Below are 18,005 nucleotides of genomic sequence, written 5' to 3' on the forward strand. Positions count from 1 at the left end.
TCGATATGGTTAACGGCGGTTAACGGGTGGCAAAAATACGGCAAAATGGCGAAAACCGGCTTCCCGCGAGGGAGCCGGTTTTCATCGAATTGGAAATATTAACGATTCGTTTACTGGCGATACTGCTGGATGCGGGTGGTCCGCAGTCCGGCCAGACCGTGCTGGTCGATCGAGAACTGCCAGGAGAGGAATTCGTCGACTGTCAGCGTATAACGGCTGCAGGCTTCCTCCAGGGACAGAAGGCCACCGCGGACGGCGGCCACAACTTCGGCTTTGCGGCGGATGACCCACCGTTTGGTTCCGGGCGCGGGCAGATCCGCAATTGTTAACGGACTGCCGTCAGGCCCGATGACGTATTTGACCCTCGGGCGATGGGGTTCTGTCATGGCGTACTCACAAACTCTCAACCACTGAACTCACTTCAACAATCTACGCCCAGCGACTTAAAATTTGCCTAAGCCTACAACTCCAATGCGAATAGAACTGGATTTGGTTGGAAATGTCGTTCCGAGGAGATGATGCGTCGCAGCGTCAGGTTGTCGGAGTCGTCGGCGGTGTCGTCGCACGCACCACACGCTTGATCTTGTCGACCGTATAGTTGGCGCCGTTGATCGAGAGCAGGGCGGGGCTCGCTGACAGATCGACGGAATCGACAACGCCCTGGACTTCCGTGGAGATGGCAACATCGCGGCCGTTGGCGTCCTTGCCCGTTGCCGTCAGCTTATAGGCCCCTGCTGGATACTGAACGCCGTCATTGCCTTTGCCGTCCCATACGAAAGTACCGTTGCCCGACTGCAACGTATATTTGCCGGTGTAGACAACGTTACCTGCCGGATTCGTAATGTTGACGGTGGCTGTAGAGTCCTTATCGGCGAGCAGATTCCATGTGGCCGACGTGTTGAATTGCGCCGTGCTGCCATCAACGGCGACGTTATTGCCGACATAGATGAGCGCCTGCGTCGCTTCCGTAGCCTTGCCAAGATCGACCAGGGATTTCAGTTGATCGTTCGACTTGAGCTGCTGTTCGACGCCCGCGAACTGCACCAGCTGCTGCGTGAACTGATTGGTATCGAGCGGATCGAGCGGATTCTGGTTCTGTAACTGCGTCGTCAGCAGCGTCAGGAATGTCTGGAAATTATCCGCGATGCCCGTGGTTGGTGTCGAGCTGCCGCTGCTCGATGAGCCGGAGGTCGGTGACGTACCGGATACGACCGGGTTCACTACTGTATCGACTGCCATGGTTTGCTCCTCAGATACTGATGTCGACGCCGCTGCTGGATCCCAGCATGCGGCCATAACCGCGGCCCGCAGCAATCGCAGGCACGGACTCGTCGTCGTGGATCACAAGGCGTTGGGCGTTGCGGCCCGAATTCTCGCCACTGTTCTGTTGCTGGCCTTGCGACTGATCGCGCAGGCTGAATTGTAGTCCGCTGTCGCTGGTCTTGAGGCCGGCTTGTTCGAGCGCGCGCTGCAGTTGCGGCGCATCCTGGCGCAGCATGGTCAGGGTTTCCGGCTTCTCGACCGTGAGGTGGGAGGTGACATTGCCATGCTTGTCGACTTCGAGCCGGACATCGATACGGCCGAGTTCGGCAGGGTCGAGCCTGATGTCGAAGCTGCTCTTTCCCGATTTGGCGTTCTGCGCGATTTCGACGGCGACACCGTTCAAAGGCACTGGCGCATTGGTCGCGACCGTGGCGGTCAATTGCGGAGGCGCAGCTGCAATCGGCGTCGGTGTGGCCTGCAACGGCTGCTGCTGCAAGCTATTGGTGGTCGGCGCAGCTACATCCGGTAATGCAGCCTGGGCGGTGTGTTCGGTACGACGCTCATGGGCAGCGCCAGCCGCAGGCTTTGCAGCTTCCGGTGCAACAGCGGTCGGGTCGGTTGCTACGCCATCGGCGGGTTTGTCGCCCGGCTTGGCGTCCTTGCCGACTGTTGCCGCTGCGGCCGCGTCGGCTGGCCGCGCGGACGCTGTCTCGGTGGTCTTGGTCTTGTCTTCTGATTTGACCTCAGCCGTTGATGCCGTTGTGGCATCGGCTGCGCTGGTCTTCTTCGCGCCGGCTTTGCCGCCCGCAGGCGTCGCGGATGCGATAAGTGCCGCGAAATTCGCTTCGGCTTCCGGGGGCGTCGCTGCAGGCGCCGCTTCGGCGTCAACCGTTGCGGCTTCGGTCACTGCTGTCTGGGCTTTCAAAACGGCTGCAGCGATGGCGAGAGGCTGTGCAACGCCGGTGGTTTCGGGCGCTGTTGGAGCTACTGTAACATCGGTCGTGGCCGCAGGCACGGGGATCGCAACGGCGACGGCGGCAACCGCGACGGGTTTCTCGGTTGAGGCCGTTGCGTCGGCGTCGGTTGTTGCTGTCTTGTCGGTATCCTTGGACGGGGCGTCCTTGGTGTCGGTCTTGTCGCCCGTCTTCGCGTCGGCCTTGGAATCGACCTTCGTGTCGCTCGGGTCGCTCTTCTTCGCCTTGCGGGAGTCCTGCGCGGCATCGGCTGCCTGGGTGTCGCGGCCACGTGCATTGGCGGCCGCGTCGTCGGCGCGATCGTCGGCCTGCCGCGTGCGGTCATTACTTGAGGAGCGCGTGTCGTCGCGCCGTGCGGGTGCTGGCAGATCAGGCTGGGCGGCCGCGGCGCGGTCGCTATTGGCGCTGGCAACGGCGTTGCTGTCGACCAGCGAGCCGAAGCTGTTGGCGTTCGACCGCTGATCGTCGCGGGACGAAGTCGAACGCGCGCTCTGAAATGAGACGGTTGAGGCGATATCCTGCGTAACGCTAACCACGGGGGGCCTTTCCAGAAGAGTTCTATCCTCCTTGAGCAAGGACCGGGCCAGCCGTTATTGAATCGGAAATCTCTTATAATTCAATAGATTAATCAGGGTGGCGTTTGTCGTGACGGGGCACATGGCCACTTCTTTTCTGCCCGGCGGCAAGAATTGCCGTTCCCGGAGAGGCGCCGTGATTGATTGAGCGCAAGGTGGCCTATATTAAAGTGCCGTATCCCAACCATTGTCGGACCGACCTTAAGTTCCGGGATTTGGCTCCGTTTTCCTGATCGCGACGGTTTGCAGCCAGCGCGGTCGCATCAGTGACCGAAACCATGCTCAACAGTCTCGATCTCGAAGGCCGTCCGCAGGACACCAGGGTCGTGGTGGCGATGTCCGGTGGCGTCGACTCCTCGGCGACGGCTGCGTTGTTGAAATCGCAGGGCTACGACGTCGTCGGTATTACGTTGCAACTCTACGATCATGGCGCCGCGACCCATCGCAAGGGCGCCTGCTGCGCTGGCCGCGACATTCACGATGCCCGCGATGTCGCCGAACGTATCGGGATCCCGCATTACGTGCTGGACTACGAAAGTCGGTTCCGCGAGTCAGTCATCGACAATTTCGCTGCAAGCTATGCCTCCGGCGAAACGCCGGTGCCGTGCATCGAGTGTAATCGCTCGGTGAAGTTCCGCGATCTGCTTGCCACCGCGCGCGATCTCGGTGCGCAGGCGTTGGCGACCGGCCATTACGTCGCCTCGCGCCGTCTCGCTGATGGGTCGCGCGCCATGGTCTGCGCCGCAGATGCGGACCGCGACCAGAGCTACTTTCTGTTCGCCACCACCCAGGAACAGCTCGATTATCTCCGCTTTCCGCTCGGCGACATGAGCAAGCCGCAGACCCGCGAACTGGCCCGGCAATTCAATTTATCGGTCGCTGACAAGCAGGACAGCCAGGACATCTGCTTTGTGCCGTCCGGCCGATATACCGACGTGATCGAACGCCTGAAGCCGAATGCTTTGGAACCTGGCGAAATCGTCGATATGGACGGCCATGTCATCGGCCGCCATGACGGCATTATTCATTTCACCATCGGGCAGCGCCGCGGTCTCGGCATTGCAGCGAGCGCGCCGCTCTATGTGATCAAGCTCGACGCCATCACCCGGCGCGTGGTCGTCGGCCCGCGCGAGGCCTTGCGGATGCACCGTATCGTGCTGCGTGACGTCAACTGGATCGGCGGCGGGACGCTGGATCGCGCCGTTGGCGATGGTCTCGAGCTGTTCGTGAAGGTGCGCTCGACCCGTGGACCGCAGCCGGCCTGGCTGCGCGCCGTGAATGGCGGCTACGAGATCGAACTCGTCGGTGGCGAAGAGGGCGTGTCGCCCGGTCAGGCCTGTGTGTTCTACGACGCGCCGGACGGGCAGGCCCAGGTGCTCGGCGGCGGCTTCATCAAGAGCGCTGCGGCGAAAAGCCCTGTCAGCACATCCCCACGCGATGCTAATGTCCCTGCTGTCGCAGCGATGCGTGTGTAAGAGTTCAGGGTAGGGGCATGGCTGGCGATATCGACCGAGCGGGGGTCGCGAAGGCTTACGGGCGCTGGGCGCCAATCTATGATATGGTGTTCGGCAAGGTGTTCGATAGCGGTCGGCAATCGACCATTATCGAAGCCGATCGCATCGGCGGCCGTATTCTCGATGTCGGCGTGGGTACAGGCCTGTCATTGGTCGATTACGCTCGTACAACCAAAATCTGCGGCGTCGATATTTCCGAGCCGATGCTGCGTAAGGCGCATGAACGCGTCCGCGCCTATAATCTCACCAATGTCGAGACGCTGGCGGTCATGGATGCGAAGAACCTCGCATTCCCCGACAATCATTTCGATGCAGTCGTGGCGCAGTATGTCATCACCGCTGTTCCCGATCCTGAAGCCACGCTTGACGATTTCGTTCGTGTGTTGAAGCCGGGCGGCGAACTCATTCTCGTCAATCACATTGGTGCTGAAAGCGGTCCGCGCAAGATTTTCGAACTGGCCTTTGCGCCATTGGCGCGCCGCCTCGGCTGGCGACCGGAGTTTCCCTGGAAACGATTGGTGGACTGGGCAGCAGGGCATGGTGGAATTTCGCTGGCCGAGCGCCGACCGATGCCGCCGATGGGGCATTTTTCGCTGATCCGATACATTAAAAAATCCTGACTGTTGCAGCGCGAGACCGGAACCTCCGATCGCTCCCGCGGTTTGCTCCGAATGCAGATCAAACAGTCGCTCGTCTTCGCAGGTCTTATCGTCGTCGGTTCCGGCGCAGCCTTCGCGCAGGCGCCGCCGACCCCCGCCACGCCACCCGCTCAGACCGCGCCGCCGGCAGCCGAGCGCGCAAATGGCAATTGTGCACCGACACAAACGACGCCGCGGGGGACAATTGCTCCCGGGGGCACGACCACCGGGCAGAGCCCGGAACCGTTGGGCGATAAACTTGCGAAATCAGATGGCGTTCTTTGTCCGCCGAGCAATATCGATCCCGCGATGCGGGCGCCTACCCCGAATTTGGATAGCAGCAACACGCCGGTGATTCCGCCGCCTGGCAGCCCCGGTGGCGATCCAAGCGTCCGGCCGAAGTAAGTCTTAACGAGTCGTCAGGCGCGCGGCATGGAAACGGGTCGCGCGTCACGCGTTTGCGCGGCGAGCCGGATGCCCGCATTGGCCGCACCAAATCCCTGATAGTTGCGGCGCTCGACAATCTCGAAGAAGAAACGTTCGTCGAAGCTTGGCGTGTAGATCTGGAAAAATTCACCGTCGCCTTCGCGATCATACAGGATCTGGTTATCGCGTAGCGCAGCCATCAGATCGGCGTCGAGTCCGTATTTCGCTTCCACGTCATCGTAATAGTTATCGGGAATGCGCAGGAATTTGGCGCCGCGTTTGCGCATATCGATCACGGCGGCAAAGATATCGTCGCACAAGAACGCGATATGTTGCACGCCGGAACCGAAGAACTCCGAGATGAAGCGGTTCGACAGCGTGCGCGTTGCGGATGATCCGTTCAGGATGATGCGCAGTGACTGATTGGCTGATATCAGCGCCTGGCTTTGCACGAGGCCGACCGGGTCGGGAATCTCCATTTGCGGCAGGCGCTGCAGGTCGAGAATACCAGTGTAGAACAGCAGCCACGACAGCATCTCGTCATAGGGCATCGATTGCGAGATGTGATCGACGACGGAGAGATGGTCTGTACCGGCATCGCTCTGCAGCGGCTCGAAATCGACGTCCCAGTTCTTGCCGGCTGCTTCCAGGAAATAGAGAAGACTGCCGCCGACGCCGTGGATCGCCGGGATCTCCAGTTCGCCCGGTCCCACCGGCTGATAGAATGTCCGCGCCTGCAAGGTTTCAGCGCGCGCCATGGCCTGCTTGGCATTGCCCACGTCCAATGCGATGGCGCACACGCCCGCGCCATGCGTCACGTAATGCGAATGCGCGAAACCATCCGGTTCGGAATTGATCACGAGCTCAATCCGACCCTGCGACCAGCGCTCGACGTCCTTGCTGCGATGAGCGCCGGTCTTGCGAAAGCCGAGCTGGCTGAACAGCGTCGCGAGATCGGTTGCCTTGGTCTCGTTGACGGCAAATTCGATGAAGCCGACGCCGCGGGTCGATGTCTTCGGCTGCAGGGCGTCAGCCGCCGTCTTCGCCAATTGATCCTGCAATAGAATGAGTGAGCGCAACCCGTCAGTGGCAGTGCGGACCGCGGAGCCCGCGCGAAACTGGTCGTTAAAGATCTCGAGCGACCAAGGGCCGCTATAGCCGGTGGCCTGCACGGCTTCCATGAACTTGGCCACAGGCAGGTCGCCCTGACCGGGGAAGCAGCGGAAATGCCGACTCCAGGACAAGACATCGAGGCCCAGCTTCGGCGCGTCGGCGAGCTGCACCAGGAAGATCTTGTCGGCCGGGATCGACGCAATGGCGTTGACAGGAAACGACGGAGCCAGGGCATGGAAGCTGTCGAGGATTACGCCGATGGACGGGTGATTGGCGCGGCGGACGATCTCCCAGGCATCGCGATAGTCGTTGACATGAGCGCCCCATGCGAGGGCTTCGAAGCCGACACGCATGCCATGCATTGCGGCGAGGTCGCCAAGTTCGCGAAAATCGGCGGCTGCGCGGTCAATGCCGCCGAGCGAGGCCGGCGAGATATTGCTGCAGATCAGCATCAAATCCGTCTGCAATTCCTTCATCAGGTCGAATTTGCGCGCCGCACGCGCAAAGTTGCGGCTGCGCTGCGGCTCCGGCATGCCTTCGAAGTCGCGGAACGGCTGGAAAGCGCAGATGGTCAGGCCGAGGTCGCGGCACATCTGGCCGACGTCCCTGGGGCTTCCGTTGAAAGAGAGAAGGTCTGCTTCAAAGATCTCGACCTCGTCAAAGCCGGCAGCAGCGATGGCGCGGAGTTTCTCATCCAGTGCGCCTGATAGCGAGACGGTGGCGATCGAGAGCTTGTTCATGCCGCGGTCTCCGTCATGGCACCGCCGAGGAACAACTGTCCGATGCGCGGATCGTTGAGCACGCGGTCGGCTCTGTCCATCAAGCGGGTCTGGCCGAGCTCGAGCACGATGCCGAAATCGGAAATCTCCAGCGCCGAGCGTGCGTTCTGTTCGATCATCAGGATCGAGACGCCGCGGTCACGCAGCTCTTTCAGGATGTTGAAGGTCTGCAGCACCATCAGCGGCGACAGCCCGATGGAGGGTTCGTCGATCAGCACCAGTTGTGGATTGAGCAGCAGGCCGCGGGCGATTTCGAGCTGCTTCTGTTCGCCGCCAGACAGAGTGGATGCCTGTTGCTTGGCTTTGGTACGCAGCACGGGAAATTTATCGAGCGCAGCCTCGATGCGGGCCGGCAGATCGGTGATGTCACGGCCGGCAGCGACGGCGCCGAGCTCGATATTGTGGCGGACCGTGAGTTCCGGAAAGATATTGCGGCCCTGCGGGACATAGCAGATGCCCGCGGTTAGCAGCGCGCGCTGGCTGAGCCCCGTGACATCCTTGCCTTTGAACGTAACCTTGCCTTCGCGCAGCTTCAGCAGGCCGAAGATTGCCTTGAACACCGTGGACTTGCCAGCGCCGTTTGGCCCGATGACGGTGGTGATCGATCCGGCCGGCACCGAGAAAGCGGTACCGTTGAGGATCGTCATCTTGCCGTAGCCGCCGACCAGATTCTGAACGTCCAGGATTGCATCGCTCATGGCGTTATCCTCAATGTCCCAGATAGGCTTCGATGACGGCGGGATTGGCGCGGACCTCGTCAGGCCTGCCCATAGCCAGAACCTTGCCTTCGGCCATCACCATCACGCGCGTGCAGAGCGACATCACGAATTCCATATTGTGCTCGATCACCACGAAGGTCGCGCGCTTCTCCTGATTGATGGCACGCAGACGATCCTTGAGATCGGCCAGCATGGTCAGGTTGACGCCGCCGGCGGGTTCGTCGAGCAGCACGAGACGCGGTCCGCCCATGAAGGCCATCGCCGCATCGAGCAGCTTCTGCTGGCCATAAGACAGGCCGCCCGCGGGCTCATCGGCGAGATGGTCGAGCTTGAAGAAGCCGATCATCTGATTGGCTGCCTCAGTGAGGCCGGCGTCGGATGGACCGAGCAGGCGCGTCAGCATGTTGCCCTGGTGCTCCTGGCCGGCGAGGATCAGGTTTTCGCGCACGGAGAGTTTTGGAAACACCTGCAGCAACTGAAAGGTGCGGCTGACGCCGAGGCCATTGAGTTCGGAAGGGCGCATACCGGTGACGACCTTGCCGTCGACCTTGACCTCACCGGCGCTTGGGCTGAGCTGGCCGAGGATGCAGTTGAACAAAGTAGACTTGCCGCAGCCGTTCGGACCGATCAGGCCGAGGATTTCGCCTTCCTGCACATCGAACGAGACGCCATTGACGGCCGTGATGCCGCCAAAGCTCTTACGGATGTTGGTGACTTCGAGAACCGCGGTCATGGCGTCACCTCCAGCTTGGCCTTCGCAACTGCACGCTGGGCGGAAGCGGCCTTCGTGCGCCGTTCGGAGATGAAGCGGTCGAGAATGCCGAGGATGCCGGTCGGCGAATAGATCAGCAGCAGGATCACCGCGATGGCATAAAGCATCAGGTAGTAACCCTGCGTGAAGCGTAGCCATTCCGGCAGCAGCACGGCGATCATCGCGCCGAGAAACGGTCCGAAGAAGAAGCCGGAGCCGCCGACGATCACCATCATCAGGAGATCAAGGGATAGCGACAGGTGGAATGGCACGGGATCGACATATTGGGTGAGCGGTGCATAGAGCGTGCCGGCGACGCCGCCGAGTGCGGAGCCGATCGCAAAGGCCATCAGCGTATAGCGCCGTGTATCGATACCGAGGGAGAGCGCGCGAACCGGATTCTCGCGAAGCGCAATGAAAGCACGGCCCCAGGGAGAACGGATCAACCACCAGACGGCCAGGGAAACGACGCCGAGCGAGCCCAGGCAGACATAATAGAACGGCAGCGGTCGCCGCGTCGGATAGCCGAAGATTTCCGGGCGCGGGATATTGCTGATGCCGTAGATGCCCTTTGTCAGCCAGTCCTCGTTCCGAAACACGAGAAAAGCGAGCGTCGAAAAGGCGAGGGTGACGAAAGCCAGATAGTGATGCTGTACGCGCAGCGCGGGATAGCCGAGGATCCAGCCGATGGCGAAGCACAATACGATGGCGACGCCGAGCGCGCCGATGAGCGGCAGGCCGTTCGATGTCGTGATCGCAGCCGTATAAGCGCCGATGCCGACAAAGGCACCCTGCGCCAGCGAGACCTGTCCGGCATAGCCAAGCGTGAGGTTGAGCCCCATGGCGGCGATGGTCATCACGGCCCACTGGCTCAGGATGAACAGACCGTAGCGGTTGAAATTCATCGGAACGATGATCAGCGCGGCAATGACAACAATGCCGAAGCCGATCTTGAGGGTCTTCGCCGCGGTCATACGGTGCGCTCCTCAGGCCGGCCGAGCATGCCCTGCGGGCGAAACAGAATGATCGCAATCAACAGGATCAATGGCACGGCGGCGCGATACTGGGTCGAAACATAGGCGGCGGATAGATTGTCGACGACGCCTATCAGCAGTCCGCCGGCGATGGCACCGCGGACCTGATTGAAGCCGCCGACGATGGCTGCGATGAATGCGGCTTGGCCGAGCACTTCGCCATTGGAGAACTTGGCGAGATAGATCGGGGTGATGAGCAACGAGGCGAGCGCCACCAGAAATGCGTTGATCAGGAAGGTCAGCAGGATCATGCGCTCGACCGGCACGCCAATGATGCGGGCGACCGTCGGGTTCTGCGCAGCCGCCTGCATCTGGTGGCCGATCGAGGTGCGGTTCAAAAGCGTCGTCAGGCCGAGCACGGCAAGGATCGCGAGCACGAGCACGCCGATGCTCTGCAGGGCCACGATGCGGCCGAAAATCGTGATGTCGCCGCCCGGGATGATCGAGGGAAAGGGAGAGGCTTCGGCGCTCCAGAACTGCTTGGCGGCCTCCTTGATGCCGATGGCCAGTGCCATGGTGGCAATCGCCAGCGGCAGCACGCCGTGGCGCAGCATGGGATCGACCAGAAGCATCTTGAAGCCGAGGCCCAGCAGCAGCAGCGACAGCGCGATACCGATCAGGATCGCCAGCCAGAACGGTGCGCCGGCATGCATCACCGCCAGCATCAGGAAGGCGGGCAGCATGACGAATTCGCCCTGCGCGAAATTGATGGTCTGAGACGTCTGCCACAGCAGCGTGAAGCCGACGGCGACGATGGCGTAGATCGCACCGGTCGCAAGGCCCGCGATGAGGAGGTCGAGGAGGTTGGACATGTGGTTCTCCAAATGGCCGGCAGCTAAAAGCACCGGCCGAGCGCTCCCTCGCCCCGCTTGCAGGGAGAGGGCTGGGGTGAGGGGCTCTCGCGAGTGAAATACTCGCTCCCCTCACCCGAAGCCTCGCTTCCGCTCGGCTCCGACCTCTCCCGCAAGCGGGGAGAGGTTAGAAAGAAACGCCTCAGTTGCCGAGCTTTGGCAGCACCTGCTTGACGACCTGCTTGCCCTCGACGATCTCGACCAGGAAACCCTGGCGATCGATGTCGCCATTGGCGTCGAAGGTCGCGTCCATCAGAATGCCTGGTTCCTTGGCGGCGGTGATGGTGAAGCCGTGCAGGGCGTCGGCGAAGCCCTTGGAATCAACCTTGCCCATCTTCTCGGTGGTGGCCTTGATCATGTAGATCGCGAGCCAGCCCTTGAGGCCGTTATGGTCCGGGACGTAGTTGTACTTCTTCACGAACTTGTCGCGGAACGCCTTGATCAGTTCGACCGGCGCGTCGGTGGTGAGACCGACATGACCGCGGGCACCATTGGCTGCGTCGCCAGCGAGTTCGACGACCTTCTGTCCGACCAGCGTTGTTTCGCCGACCAGCGGCACGGTGACGCCCTGCCGCTTCAGTTCCTTGAGCATGCGCGCGCTCTCTTCTTCATTGACATAGACGAAGACCGCGTCGGGAGCCGCTGCCTTGATCTTGCTGACGTCGGCGGCAAAGTCCGCCTGGCCGGCTTCGGTCGAGAGATCGGCGGCGACCTTGATATTGTACTTGGCGAATTCCTTGGTGATGGAATCGCGCCCGCCTTTGCCGAAGTCATTGTTGACCCAGACGATGGCGACGGACTTCGCTTTCAGTTCATCGTTGATATATTTGGCGACCTTGGGCATCGATGACTGCTGGCCGAACGAGGTGCGGAACAGAAACTTGTTGCCGGCCTGGGTCAGTTCGGCGGCCTCGCCACCCATGATCTGCGTGATGCCGGCTTCGGCTGCCAATGGCGCCGTGACCTTCACCGAACCGGAATAGCCGGGCCCGAGCAGTACATAAGGCTCGGCGTCGAGCGCCTTCTGAACCTGCGCGCGGGCGACGCCGGGATTGGACTGCGAGTCCGCGTGCGTGACTTCGAGCTTGCGGCCGAGTACGCCGCCTTTGGAATTGATCTCTTCGATCGCGAGATCGATGCCGTTCTTCCAGTTGGTGCCGACGGTAGCGCCGCCACCGGACAATTCGGCGACATTGGCGAGTTTGATAGGCGCTCCGGACTGTGCGATGGCAGCACCGGTCAATACAGTCGCGAGCAGAGCGCTCGCCAAAAACACTGGCTTCATGGAATCCTCCTGTTGCTATTGTTGTGTTTATCGACGCGGCCTTATGGGCGGCCGCTTCATTCAGGCTGCGTTTGGTGTCGGGTACCTTTTGACCATGACGGCGTCGAAAGCAATTCCCATTTCAGCCGTCGAAGGCGCAAATCCTGTAAACAACTCAAAGGCATCGGCGGCCTGGTAGATCGCCAGATCGCGGCCTGTCATGACCGGTGCTCCCTTCGCCTTGGCGGCGTTGAGCAGCGGCGTCCACAGCGGGGAATACACCGCATCCGCAACCCACGCTTCCGCATGCAGCAGCGCATCGGGCACCGGCGTGCCGCGGTTGGGCAGCATGCCGACGGGTGTGCCGTTGACGATGCCAACTGCACCGCGAACGGCATCATCGACGCTGTCTGCCACGCGGATGCGTTGCCTGTTCTGGAGCAGGGAAACGAGGTGTCGGGCCTTGGCCGTGTCGGTATCGAATATCCTGATCTCGGAAACGCCGAGATCAGCCAGCGCAAAAGCGATGGCCTTGCCGACGCCGCCGGTGCCAATAACGGCGACCGGGCCGTGGTTGGAATTGGTGACGAGTTGCCTGACTGCGCGGGCAAAGCCTGTGGTGTCGGTGTTGTGGCCAGTCAGCCTGCCGTCGCGGACCACGATCGTGTTGACGGCGCCGATAGCCTTGGCCCCGGGCGAGAGCTCATCGAGCAGGTCGACTACTGCTTCCTTATACGGAAAGGTCACATTGATGCCGGCAAAGCCTAGGCGGCGAACGCTGTCCAGAATGGTGCGCAATTCGCTGCGGTCGGCGCCAGCGATCTCGATCAGCTGATAGTAGCCGTGTGCGCCCATGGCTTCGGCGGCCCGCTCATGCATCGCCGGCGACGCCGAATGCGCGATCGGCGCACCGAGCAGGCCGGTGAGGAAGCGTTGGCCCGTCGCCGGGCTATGGGGCGTCGAAGAGGTCATGAACGGATGGCCAATACTGTCAATCATCATCAGAAACGGGACAGAAGATAGCGCGGCGGCGATCTAACACAATTACCCTGTTATGCAACAAACATAACATGATGTTATTTTTTACGGGCGCGCGAGACAGGCCTTGCAGCGGCAATTTTGTGAGGGCCGACTGCGCGCATCTCGGTGCGCAGGCAGTCGATGAAATGCTCGATGTGCAGCGACAGCGGAGCGCCGCGTTTCACCGCGACATAGGTATCGAATCGGGTGGGTTCGACGATGCGGATCACCTCGACGCCGGGATAGCCGCCATGGGCCACCGTGAACTGGTCGATGACCGCGATGCCCAATCCCGCCTTTACCAGGGCACAGACCGTGGTGCCAAATCTCGCCCGGATGGTGATGTCGTATTTGAGTTTATTGCGCGCGAAGATCTCCGCCATGATCCGACCGTAGGGATCATTGGGATCGATGCCGATGAGGGGATACCGGATGATCTCCTTGGCCGACACTTGCTTACGACCTGCGAGTTCGTGTCCCTCCGGGACGATGCAGAACAGTTCGCCGGATGCCAGCGGCATGAAGTCGAGCCCGGGATGTTCGAGTCGATAGCTCATGGCGACGCAGTCGCCGCGGCCGAGCAGCAGGTAGTCGATCGCCTCCTCGAGCTTGAGAATGTTGATGTCGATCCGCAGGCAGGGGTAACGACGCCGCACCTGCTCGATGGCGCGGGGTACCATCACCTGCGAGATACTGGGAACCGATCCGATGCGCAGTTCCGACAGCGCTCCGTGGCCGATTTTGGAGATGATCTCGCTGAGATCGTCGACTTTCTTATAGACGCCGTTGATCTGCTCGAAAATATTCTGCGCTTCCGGCGTCGGGAAATAGCGGCCGTTCTGGCGCTGGAAGAAGCGGATGCCGAGCGACTTCTCGGTGTATTTGACCAGGCGGCTGATGCCGGGCGCAGACACATTCAAGAGTTTGGCGGCGCCGCCAATGGTGCCCGTCACCATGACGGCGCGGATCACTTCAACCTGGCGTAACGTCATCATGCGCAAAACTCTCGTTGTGCTGAACGGCGTGGATGGTGCGCCGGAATGCGCGCTCCTCTGCCCTGGATATGGCACCGCCTGCGCCCTGCGAATTGGGGAGCATCTTCCGCAGAGGTTATCAGAATGCGTCTGAATTGATTCAATTTTTACCGACAGTTCGCAATCGAATTAACGCAAGTTGTAGGAGTGGATTGTAGAAGGGGCTCGTTGGTCTATTTTCAGGTCAGCCCATATTCGTCGTTTTCGCCCTTGAGGTCCTATGCGCGTCGCTGTCGTCCACGATTGGCTCTACACGCTGGGCGGTGCCGAGCAGGTGCTGCGCGAGATATTGCAGTGCTATCCGGAAGCGGATGTGTTCACGCTGTTCGATGTATTGAGGCCGGAAGATCGCGCCAAGATCGGCTTCAAGAAGGCGCGTACCAGCTTCCTGCAGAAAATGCCGTTCATCCGCAAACGTCATCGGTCATATTTGCCGCTGATGCCGATCGCGATCGAGCAGTTCGATCTGTCCGGCTACGACCTGGTTATTTCCAGCAGTTATGCCGTGGCCAAGGGCGTCATCACCGGGCCCAACCAGCTTCATATATCCTATGTACATTCGCCGATGCGCTATGCCTGGGATCTGCAGCACGCATATCTGAACGAGAGTGGCTACACCGCTGGCATCAAGAGCGCGCTGGCGCGAGCGCTGCTGCACCGGATTCGTATCTGGGACGTGCGCACGGCTCATGGACCGGATGCCATGCTGGCGAATTCCAATTTCGTCGCCAAGCGGATCAAGAAGGTCTATGGCCGCGACGCCAAGGTCATCTACCCGCCAGTGACCATGTCGAAGCTGCCGGCTGATCTGCCGACCGGGGACCACTTCCTCGCGGCAAGTCGTCTGGTGCCCTACAAGAAAATCGAAGCTGTGATCCAGGCCTTTGCCGAACTGCCGGACCAGAAGCTGATCGTCGCAGGCGACGGCCCGGATGCCGAGCGGTTGAAGGCAATCGCCGGCCCGAACGTGACATTTGTCGGCTTCGTCAGTGATGAGAAGCTGCGCGAATTGATGGCGACGGCGCGTGCCTTCGTCTTTGCCGCGGAGGAAGATTTCGGAATCATCGTTGTCGAAGCGGAATCCGAGGGCGCGCCGGTTCTGGCATTCGGCCGCGGCGGTGCGCGCGAGACGGTCTCGGCCTCGCCCGAATTGCGCACCGGCATGTTCTTCGATTCCAACGAGCCGAAAGCGATTGCGGAATGCGTTCGTGCATTCGTAGCGAATGAAAGCTCATTTTCGCGCGCTGACTGCCGGATGCAAGCCGAGAAATTCTCGGCCGAGCGTTTCCGTAATGAACTAACGTCGTTCGTGAATGATCACATGCGGACATTCAGTGGTGAGCGGCGGCGCAATCGCGATGGCGGGTCGCCGGATCCGGCGGGCTTCAGGCGACGCTGGAGCGATGCCAAGGATTCCGCCCGCAGCGAATAGGCGTCTGCGTTACGATGATGTCCGCGACCCAGGGGCTTTGTAATCCGGAAACCGCGACAGCATGGCGGTCTTCAGGAACTTGAAGTGCGAGATGCTGACAGCAAGGTCGCGCAACCGGCGCTGGCCGTTTGAAATTTCGGTCTCGAACAGGTCCAGATGATCGCTGTCGAGCTTTTCCCGCGTCAGATACTCATCGTCCCCGTTGCCGAAGGTCACAGCCGCGCGCGCCAGCACATCGTCGACGCGCCGGGTGAGGCCGGCCTGCTCGGCTTCGGCATTGCTAAGTGCGCTATCAAGGGCCGAAAGGACGAAATCCAGCCGCTCGCGATCGGTCTCGGCATCGCGCTCGGCCGAACGTGCCCTGAACTCACGCTCGCCGCCAAGGCTGCGAAGATAGTTCTGGGCACGAGCCCGCAGGAACATCTGGAACATGCCGTATCCGGTCCAAGCGCGCGCGGCGGTATGCCGCACAATGGCGGAACTTGGCCGATTATGGTGATCAATCGGTTAAGAAATCGGATGCGCGATCAGGCGGGCTTGCAGAACATTGCGATCGCCATGTCGATCCGCGCGTTAAGCATGCGCCGGTTGAGACGATAACTGTTGTCCGCCATCAACCTGAAATGATCATTGGCGAACACCATGCCGAGCAGCATTTCGGACACCTGCTTGATGGGTTGATCGCGCAGCTCTGACCGGAGTGTCACGCGCTTAAGGGCCTCCACCATGTCCCTGGCACCCAGCTCGAAGATGACCTCGGCGAAGATACCGGCGATATCCGGGGAGAGCAGGCGTTCGCTGATGATCAGCCGATGCAGCGCGATCTCGTCGGGCGCCAGCGCGATATCGACAATTCGCTTCAGCGATAGCCTCAACTGGTCGATCGGAGTGCCCTTGGCTTCCACGTGACCAAAGCGAACCTGCGGCAGGCTGCGCAGCAGCATGGCGCGGAACAGTTCGCTCTTGCTGGCGAACATCTTGTAGAGCGTTTTCTTCGACATCCCGGCCGCACCAGCGATATCATCCATGGTGGTCGCCGCGAAGCCCTTCACCGTAAAGGTGGCTTTGGCCACCGTGAGCAGATGCTCGGTGCGTTCGCCGGAGGGCGGAGCCGAAGCGCTTGATGCGGCAGGATTGGCCATGGGCAGACCTATTGCCTGCGACAAAGTGCCGTCGCGATTCTTCCTCGCACTTCTTGTTGCAACCATCGCGCATCGGTCCCGTTAATGAAGGCCGCCTCACAAACGCTTGAGCAGCGACTTCCCGCGCAGCGTAGCGCTTGACTTCCCAAAAGGAAACTACCAAGTTTCCTGTACGGAAACCGTAGAGTTTCCACATATTTCCAACGGCGACGTCATCCGCGATTTGCGTGGATGCCGGGCGCCGTTTTGCATTGGTGAGCTGATGATGAGCCTTGAAATTGCGCGCCCTTTCGCCCTGGTTGGCCTGCTGGCGCTCGCTGGATGTGGTGAGGCGAAGAAGGAAGCTGCGGTACCGCCGGCGCCTGAAGTTGGCGTCCTCGTTCTGAAGACGCGCGAGGCGCCGGTCTCCACGGTGTTGCCTGGCCGCGTCAACGCCTATCAGGTCTCGGAAGTGCGCCCTCAAGTCACAGGAATCCTGCAGAAGCGAAACTTCGTCGAGGGCTCGGAAGTGAAAGCCGGCGATCTTCTTTATGAGATCGACCCGGTTCAATATCAGGCTGCACTCGAAAGCGCGGAGGCTGCGGTTCTGAAGGCGCAGGCCAATCTCGTGAGTGTGCGGCTCAAGGCCGAGCGCAAGACCCAGTTGCTCAAGACCAATGCGGCCAGTCAGCAGGATGTCGATGATGCGGTCGCGACCTTCAAGCAGGGCGAAGCAGATTTGAAGGCTGCAGAGGCCAATCGCGATACCGCGGCAATCGCCCTGGATCGCACGAAGGTAACCGCCTCGATCTCCGGCCGCATTGGAAAGTCGTCGATCACGCCGGGTGCCCTGGTCACCGCGAGCCAGGCCAGTGCGCTGACCACGATCCAGCAACTCAATCCGATCTATGTGGATCTCGATCAATCGACCTCGGAGATGGAGCGCCTGCGCGCGCAGATTCAGAGCGGCCGGTTGAAACAGCCGGACGGCCGTGTCCAGATCGAGCTGTTGCTGGAGAACGGCAAGACCTACGATCAGAAAGGCAAATACAGCTTCACCGATTCCAGCGTGAATGAGGCGACGGGCTCGGTCAGCACCCGCGCCATCTTCGCAAATCAAAACCGGGCGCTATTGCCCGGCATGTATGTGCGTGCGCGCGTCGTGGCCGGTGTCGATCCCACCGCGATCATGATCCCGCAGCGTGCGGTGTCGCGTAATCCGCTCGGGCAGGCGACCGCCATGTTCATCGACAAGGACGGCAAGGTCGAGCAGCGTATCATCGAAGTCGCTCAGGCGATCGGCAATAACTGGCTCGTCGAACGCGGCGCCGCATCGGGCGATCGCGTGATCATCGACGGATTGCAGAAGGTCAAACCGGGCGCCAATGCCCGGACTGTCGAGGTGACCGTCGATCCCGCCACCGGCTTGACCCTTAATCTCGGCAAGCAGGCCGATGCGGGCTCCGACGCTGCACCCGCGGCCCGCAAGGAATAACG

Annotated in this window: 18 protein-coding genes; 5 read left to right on the forward strand and 13 right to left on the reverse strand. The window is 61.0% G+C overall.

Annotated elements, in window-relative coordinates; translation table 11 throughout:
* Positions 1-110: 110 nt before the first annotated feature.
* The 3 genes from sciP to AC1RLZ_RS06140 form a co-directional block, all read right to left on the reverse strand.
* Complete coding sequence (gene sciP / locus AC1RLZ_RS06130; protein ID WP_002714638.1) at positions 111-386, reverse strand: CtrA inhibitor SciP; 276 nt, start codon at positions 384-386, stop codon at positions 111-113.
* Between the two features lie 145 nt (positions 387-531).
* Positions 532-1,239 carry a flagellar hook assembly protein FlgD gene (locus AC1RLZ_RS06135; protein WP_493187882.1) on the reverse strand — a complete coding sequence of 236 codons (708 nt, stop codon included), beginning with the start codon at positions 1,237-1,239 and terminating at the stop codon, positions 532-534.
* Positions 1,240-1,249: 10 nt separating this feature from the next.
* Positions 1,250-2,773 (reverse strand): flagellar hook-length control protein FliK, encoded by a 1,524-nt coding sequence (locus AC1RLZ_RS06140; RefSeq protein WP_493187883.1) that lies wholly within the window; start codon positions 2,771-2,773, stop codon positions 1,250-1,252.
* A 317-nt stretch (positions 2,774-3,090) separates the two neighbouring features.
* Here AC1RLZ_RS06140 and mnmA point away from each other — a divergent pair, with 317 nt between their 5' ends.
* From mnmA to AC1RLZ_RS06155, 3 genes are read left to right on the forward strand one after another with little or no spacing between them, the layout of a single operon-like run.
* Positions 3,091-4,287, forward strand: coding sequence for a tRNA 2-thiouridine(34) synthase MnmA (gene mnmA, locus AC1RLZ_RS06145; RefSeq protein ID WP_493188006.1), 1,197 nt, complete (start codon positions 3,091-3,093; stop codon positions 4,285-4,287).
* A 17-nt stretch (positions 4,288-4,304) separates the two neighbouring features.
* Complete coding sequence (locus tag AC1RLZ_RS06150; RefSeq protein ID WP_493187884.1) at positions 4,305-4,946, forward strand: class I SAM-dependent methyltransferase; 642 nt, start codon at positions 4,305-4,307, stop codon at positions 4,944-4,946.
* A 51-nt stretch (positions 4,947-4,997) separates the two neighbouring features.
* Positions 4,998-5,369, forward strand: coding sequence for a hypothetical protein (locus tag AC1RLZ_RS06155; RefSeq protein WP_493187885.1), 372 nt, complete (start codon positions 4,998-5,000; stop codon positions 5,367-5,369).
* 14 nt (positions 5,370-5,383) lie between these two features.
* Here AC1RLZ_RS06155 and AC1RLZ_RS06160 read toward each other — a convergent pair whose 3' ends face one another.
* From AC1RLZ_RS06160 to AC1RLZ_RS06195, 8 genes are all read right to left on the reverse strand, one after another.
* Positions 5,384-7,243 (reverse strand): bifunctional sugar phosphate isomerase/epimerase/4-hydroxyphenylpyruvate dioxygenase family protein, encoded by a 1,860-nt coding sequence (locus AC1RLZ_RS06160; RefSeq protein WP_493187886.1) that lies wholly within the window; start codon positions 7,241-7,243, stop codon positions 5,384-5,386.
* Complete coding sequence (locus AC1RLZ_RS06165; protein WP_493187887.1) at positions 7,240-7,980, reverse strand: ABC transporter ATP-binding protein; 741 nt, start codon at positions 7,978-7,980, stop codon at positions 7,240-7,242. Before AC1RLZ_RS06165 ends, AC1RLZ_RS06160 begins: the two co-directional genes overlap by 4 nt.
* 10 nt (positions 7,981-7,990) lie before the next feature.
* On the reverse strand, positions 7,991-8,734 hold the full coding sequence (locus AC1RLZ_RS06170; RefSeq protein ID WP_493187888.1) for an ABC transporter ATP-binding protein: 744 nt from the start codon (positions 8,732-8,734) through the stop codon (positions 7,991-7,993).
* The gene (locus AC1RLZ_RS06175) at positions 8,731-9,726 is read right to left on the reverse strand and encodes a branched-chain amino acid ABC transporter permease (protein WP_493187889.1); all 996 of its coding nucleotides are present in this window, start codon (positions 9,724-9,726) and stop codon (positions 8,731-8,733) included. The genes AC1RLZ_RS06170 and AC1RLZ_RS06175 overlap by 4 nt, the downstream gene beginning before the upstream one ends.
* The gene (locus tag AC1RLZ_RS06180; protein ID WP_371421552.1) at positions 9,723-10,598 is read right to left on the reverse strand and encodes a branched-chain amino acid ABC transporter permease; all 876 of its coding nucleotides are present in this window, start codon (positions 10,596-10,598) and stop codon (positions 9,723-9,725) included. Before AC1RLZ_RS06180 ends, AC1RLZ_RS06175 begins: the two co-directional genes overlap by 4 nt.
* A 181-nt stretch (positions 10,599-10,779) precedes the next feature.
* Positions 10,780-11,922 carry an ABC transporter substrate-binding protein gene (locus tag AC1RLZ_RS06185; protein WP_371421553.1) on the reverse strand — a complete coding sequence of 381 codons (1,143 nt, stop codon included), beginning with the start codon at positions 11,920-11,922 and terminating at the stop codon, positions 10,780-10,782.
* Between the two features lie 60 nt (positions 11,923-11,982).
* Positions 11,983-12,873, reverse strand: coding sequence for a shikimate dehydrogenase (locus AC1RLZ_RS06190; protein ID WP_493187890.1), 891 nt, complete (start codon positions 12,871-12,873; stop codon positions 11,983-11,985).
* Between the two features lie 104 nt (positions 12,874-12,977).
* Positions 12,978-13,916, reverse strand: a complete 939-nt coding sequence (locus AC1RLZ_RS06195; protein ID WP_493187891.1) for a LysR family transcriptional regulator — start codon at positions 13,914-13,916, stop codon at positions 12,978-12,980.
* 259 nt (positions 13,917-14,175) lie between these two features.
* Here AC1RLZ_RS06195 and AC1RLZ_RS06200 point away from each other — a divergent pair, with 259 nt between their 5' ends.
* Positions 14,176-15,387: a glycosyltransferase gene (locus AC1RLZ_RS06200; RefSeq protein WP_493187892.1), complete on the forward strand. Its 1,212-nt coding sequence runs from the start codon at positions 14,176-14,178 to the stop codon at positions 15,385-15,387.
* A 9-nt stretch (positions 15,388-15,396) separates the two neighbouring features.
* On the opposite strand, the gene AC1RLZ_RS06205 is transcribed toward AC1RLZ_RS06200, so the two are convergent.
* Positions 15,397-15,819 carry a hypothetical protein gene (locus AC1RLZ_RS06205; RefSeq protein WP_493187893.1) on the reverse strand — a complete coding sequence of 141 codons (423 nt, stop codon included), beginning with the start codon at positions 15,817-15,819 and terminating at the stop codon, positions 15,397-15,399.
* A 95-nt stretch (positions 15,820-15,914) separates the two neighbouring features.
* Positions 15,915-16,529, reverse strand: coding sequence for a TetR/AcrR family transcriptional regulator (locus tag AC1RLZ_RS06210; protein WP_493187894.1), 615 nt, complete (start codon positions 16,527-16,529; stop codon positions 15,915-15,917).
* 265 nt (positions 16,530-16,794) lie between these two features.
* Here AC1RLZ_RS06210 and AC1RLZ_RS06215 point away from each other — a divergent pair, with 265 nt between their 5' ends.
* A complete protein-coding gene (locus tag AC1RLZ_RS06215; RefSeq protein ID WP_493187896.1) occupies positions 16,795-18,003 on the forward strand; it encodes an efflux RND transporter periplasmic adaptor subunit in 1,209 nt (402 codons plus the stop codon).
* The last annotated feature ends 2 nt before the right edge of the window (positions 18,004-18,005 follow it).

It is taken from the genome of Tardiphaga sp. GW822-FHT04G09 (assembly GCF_058800725.1).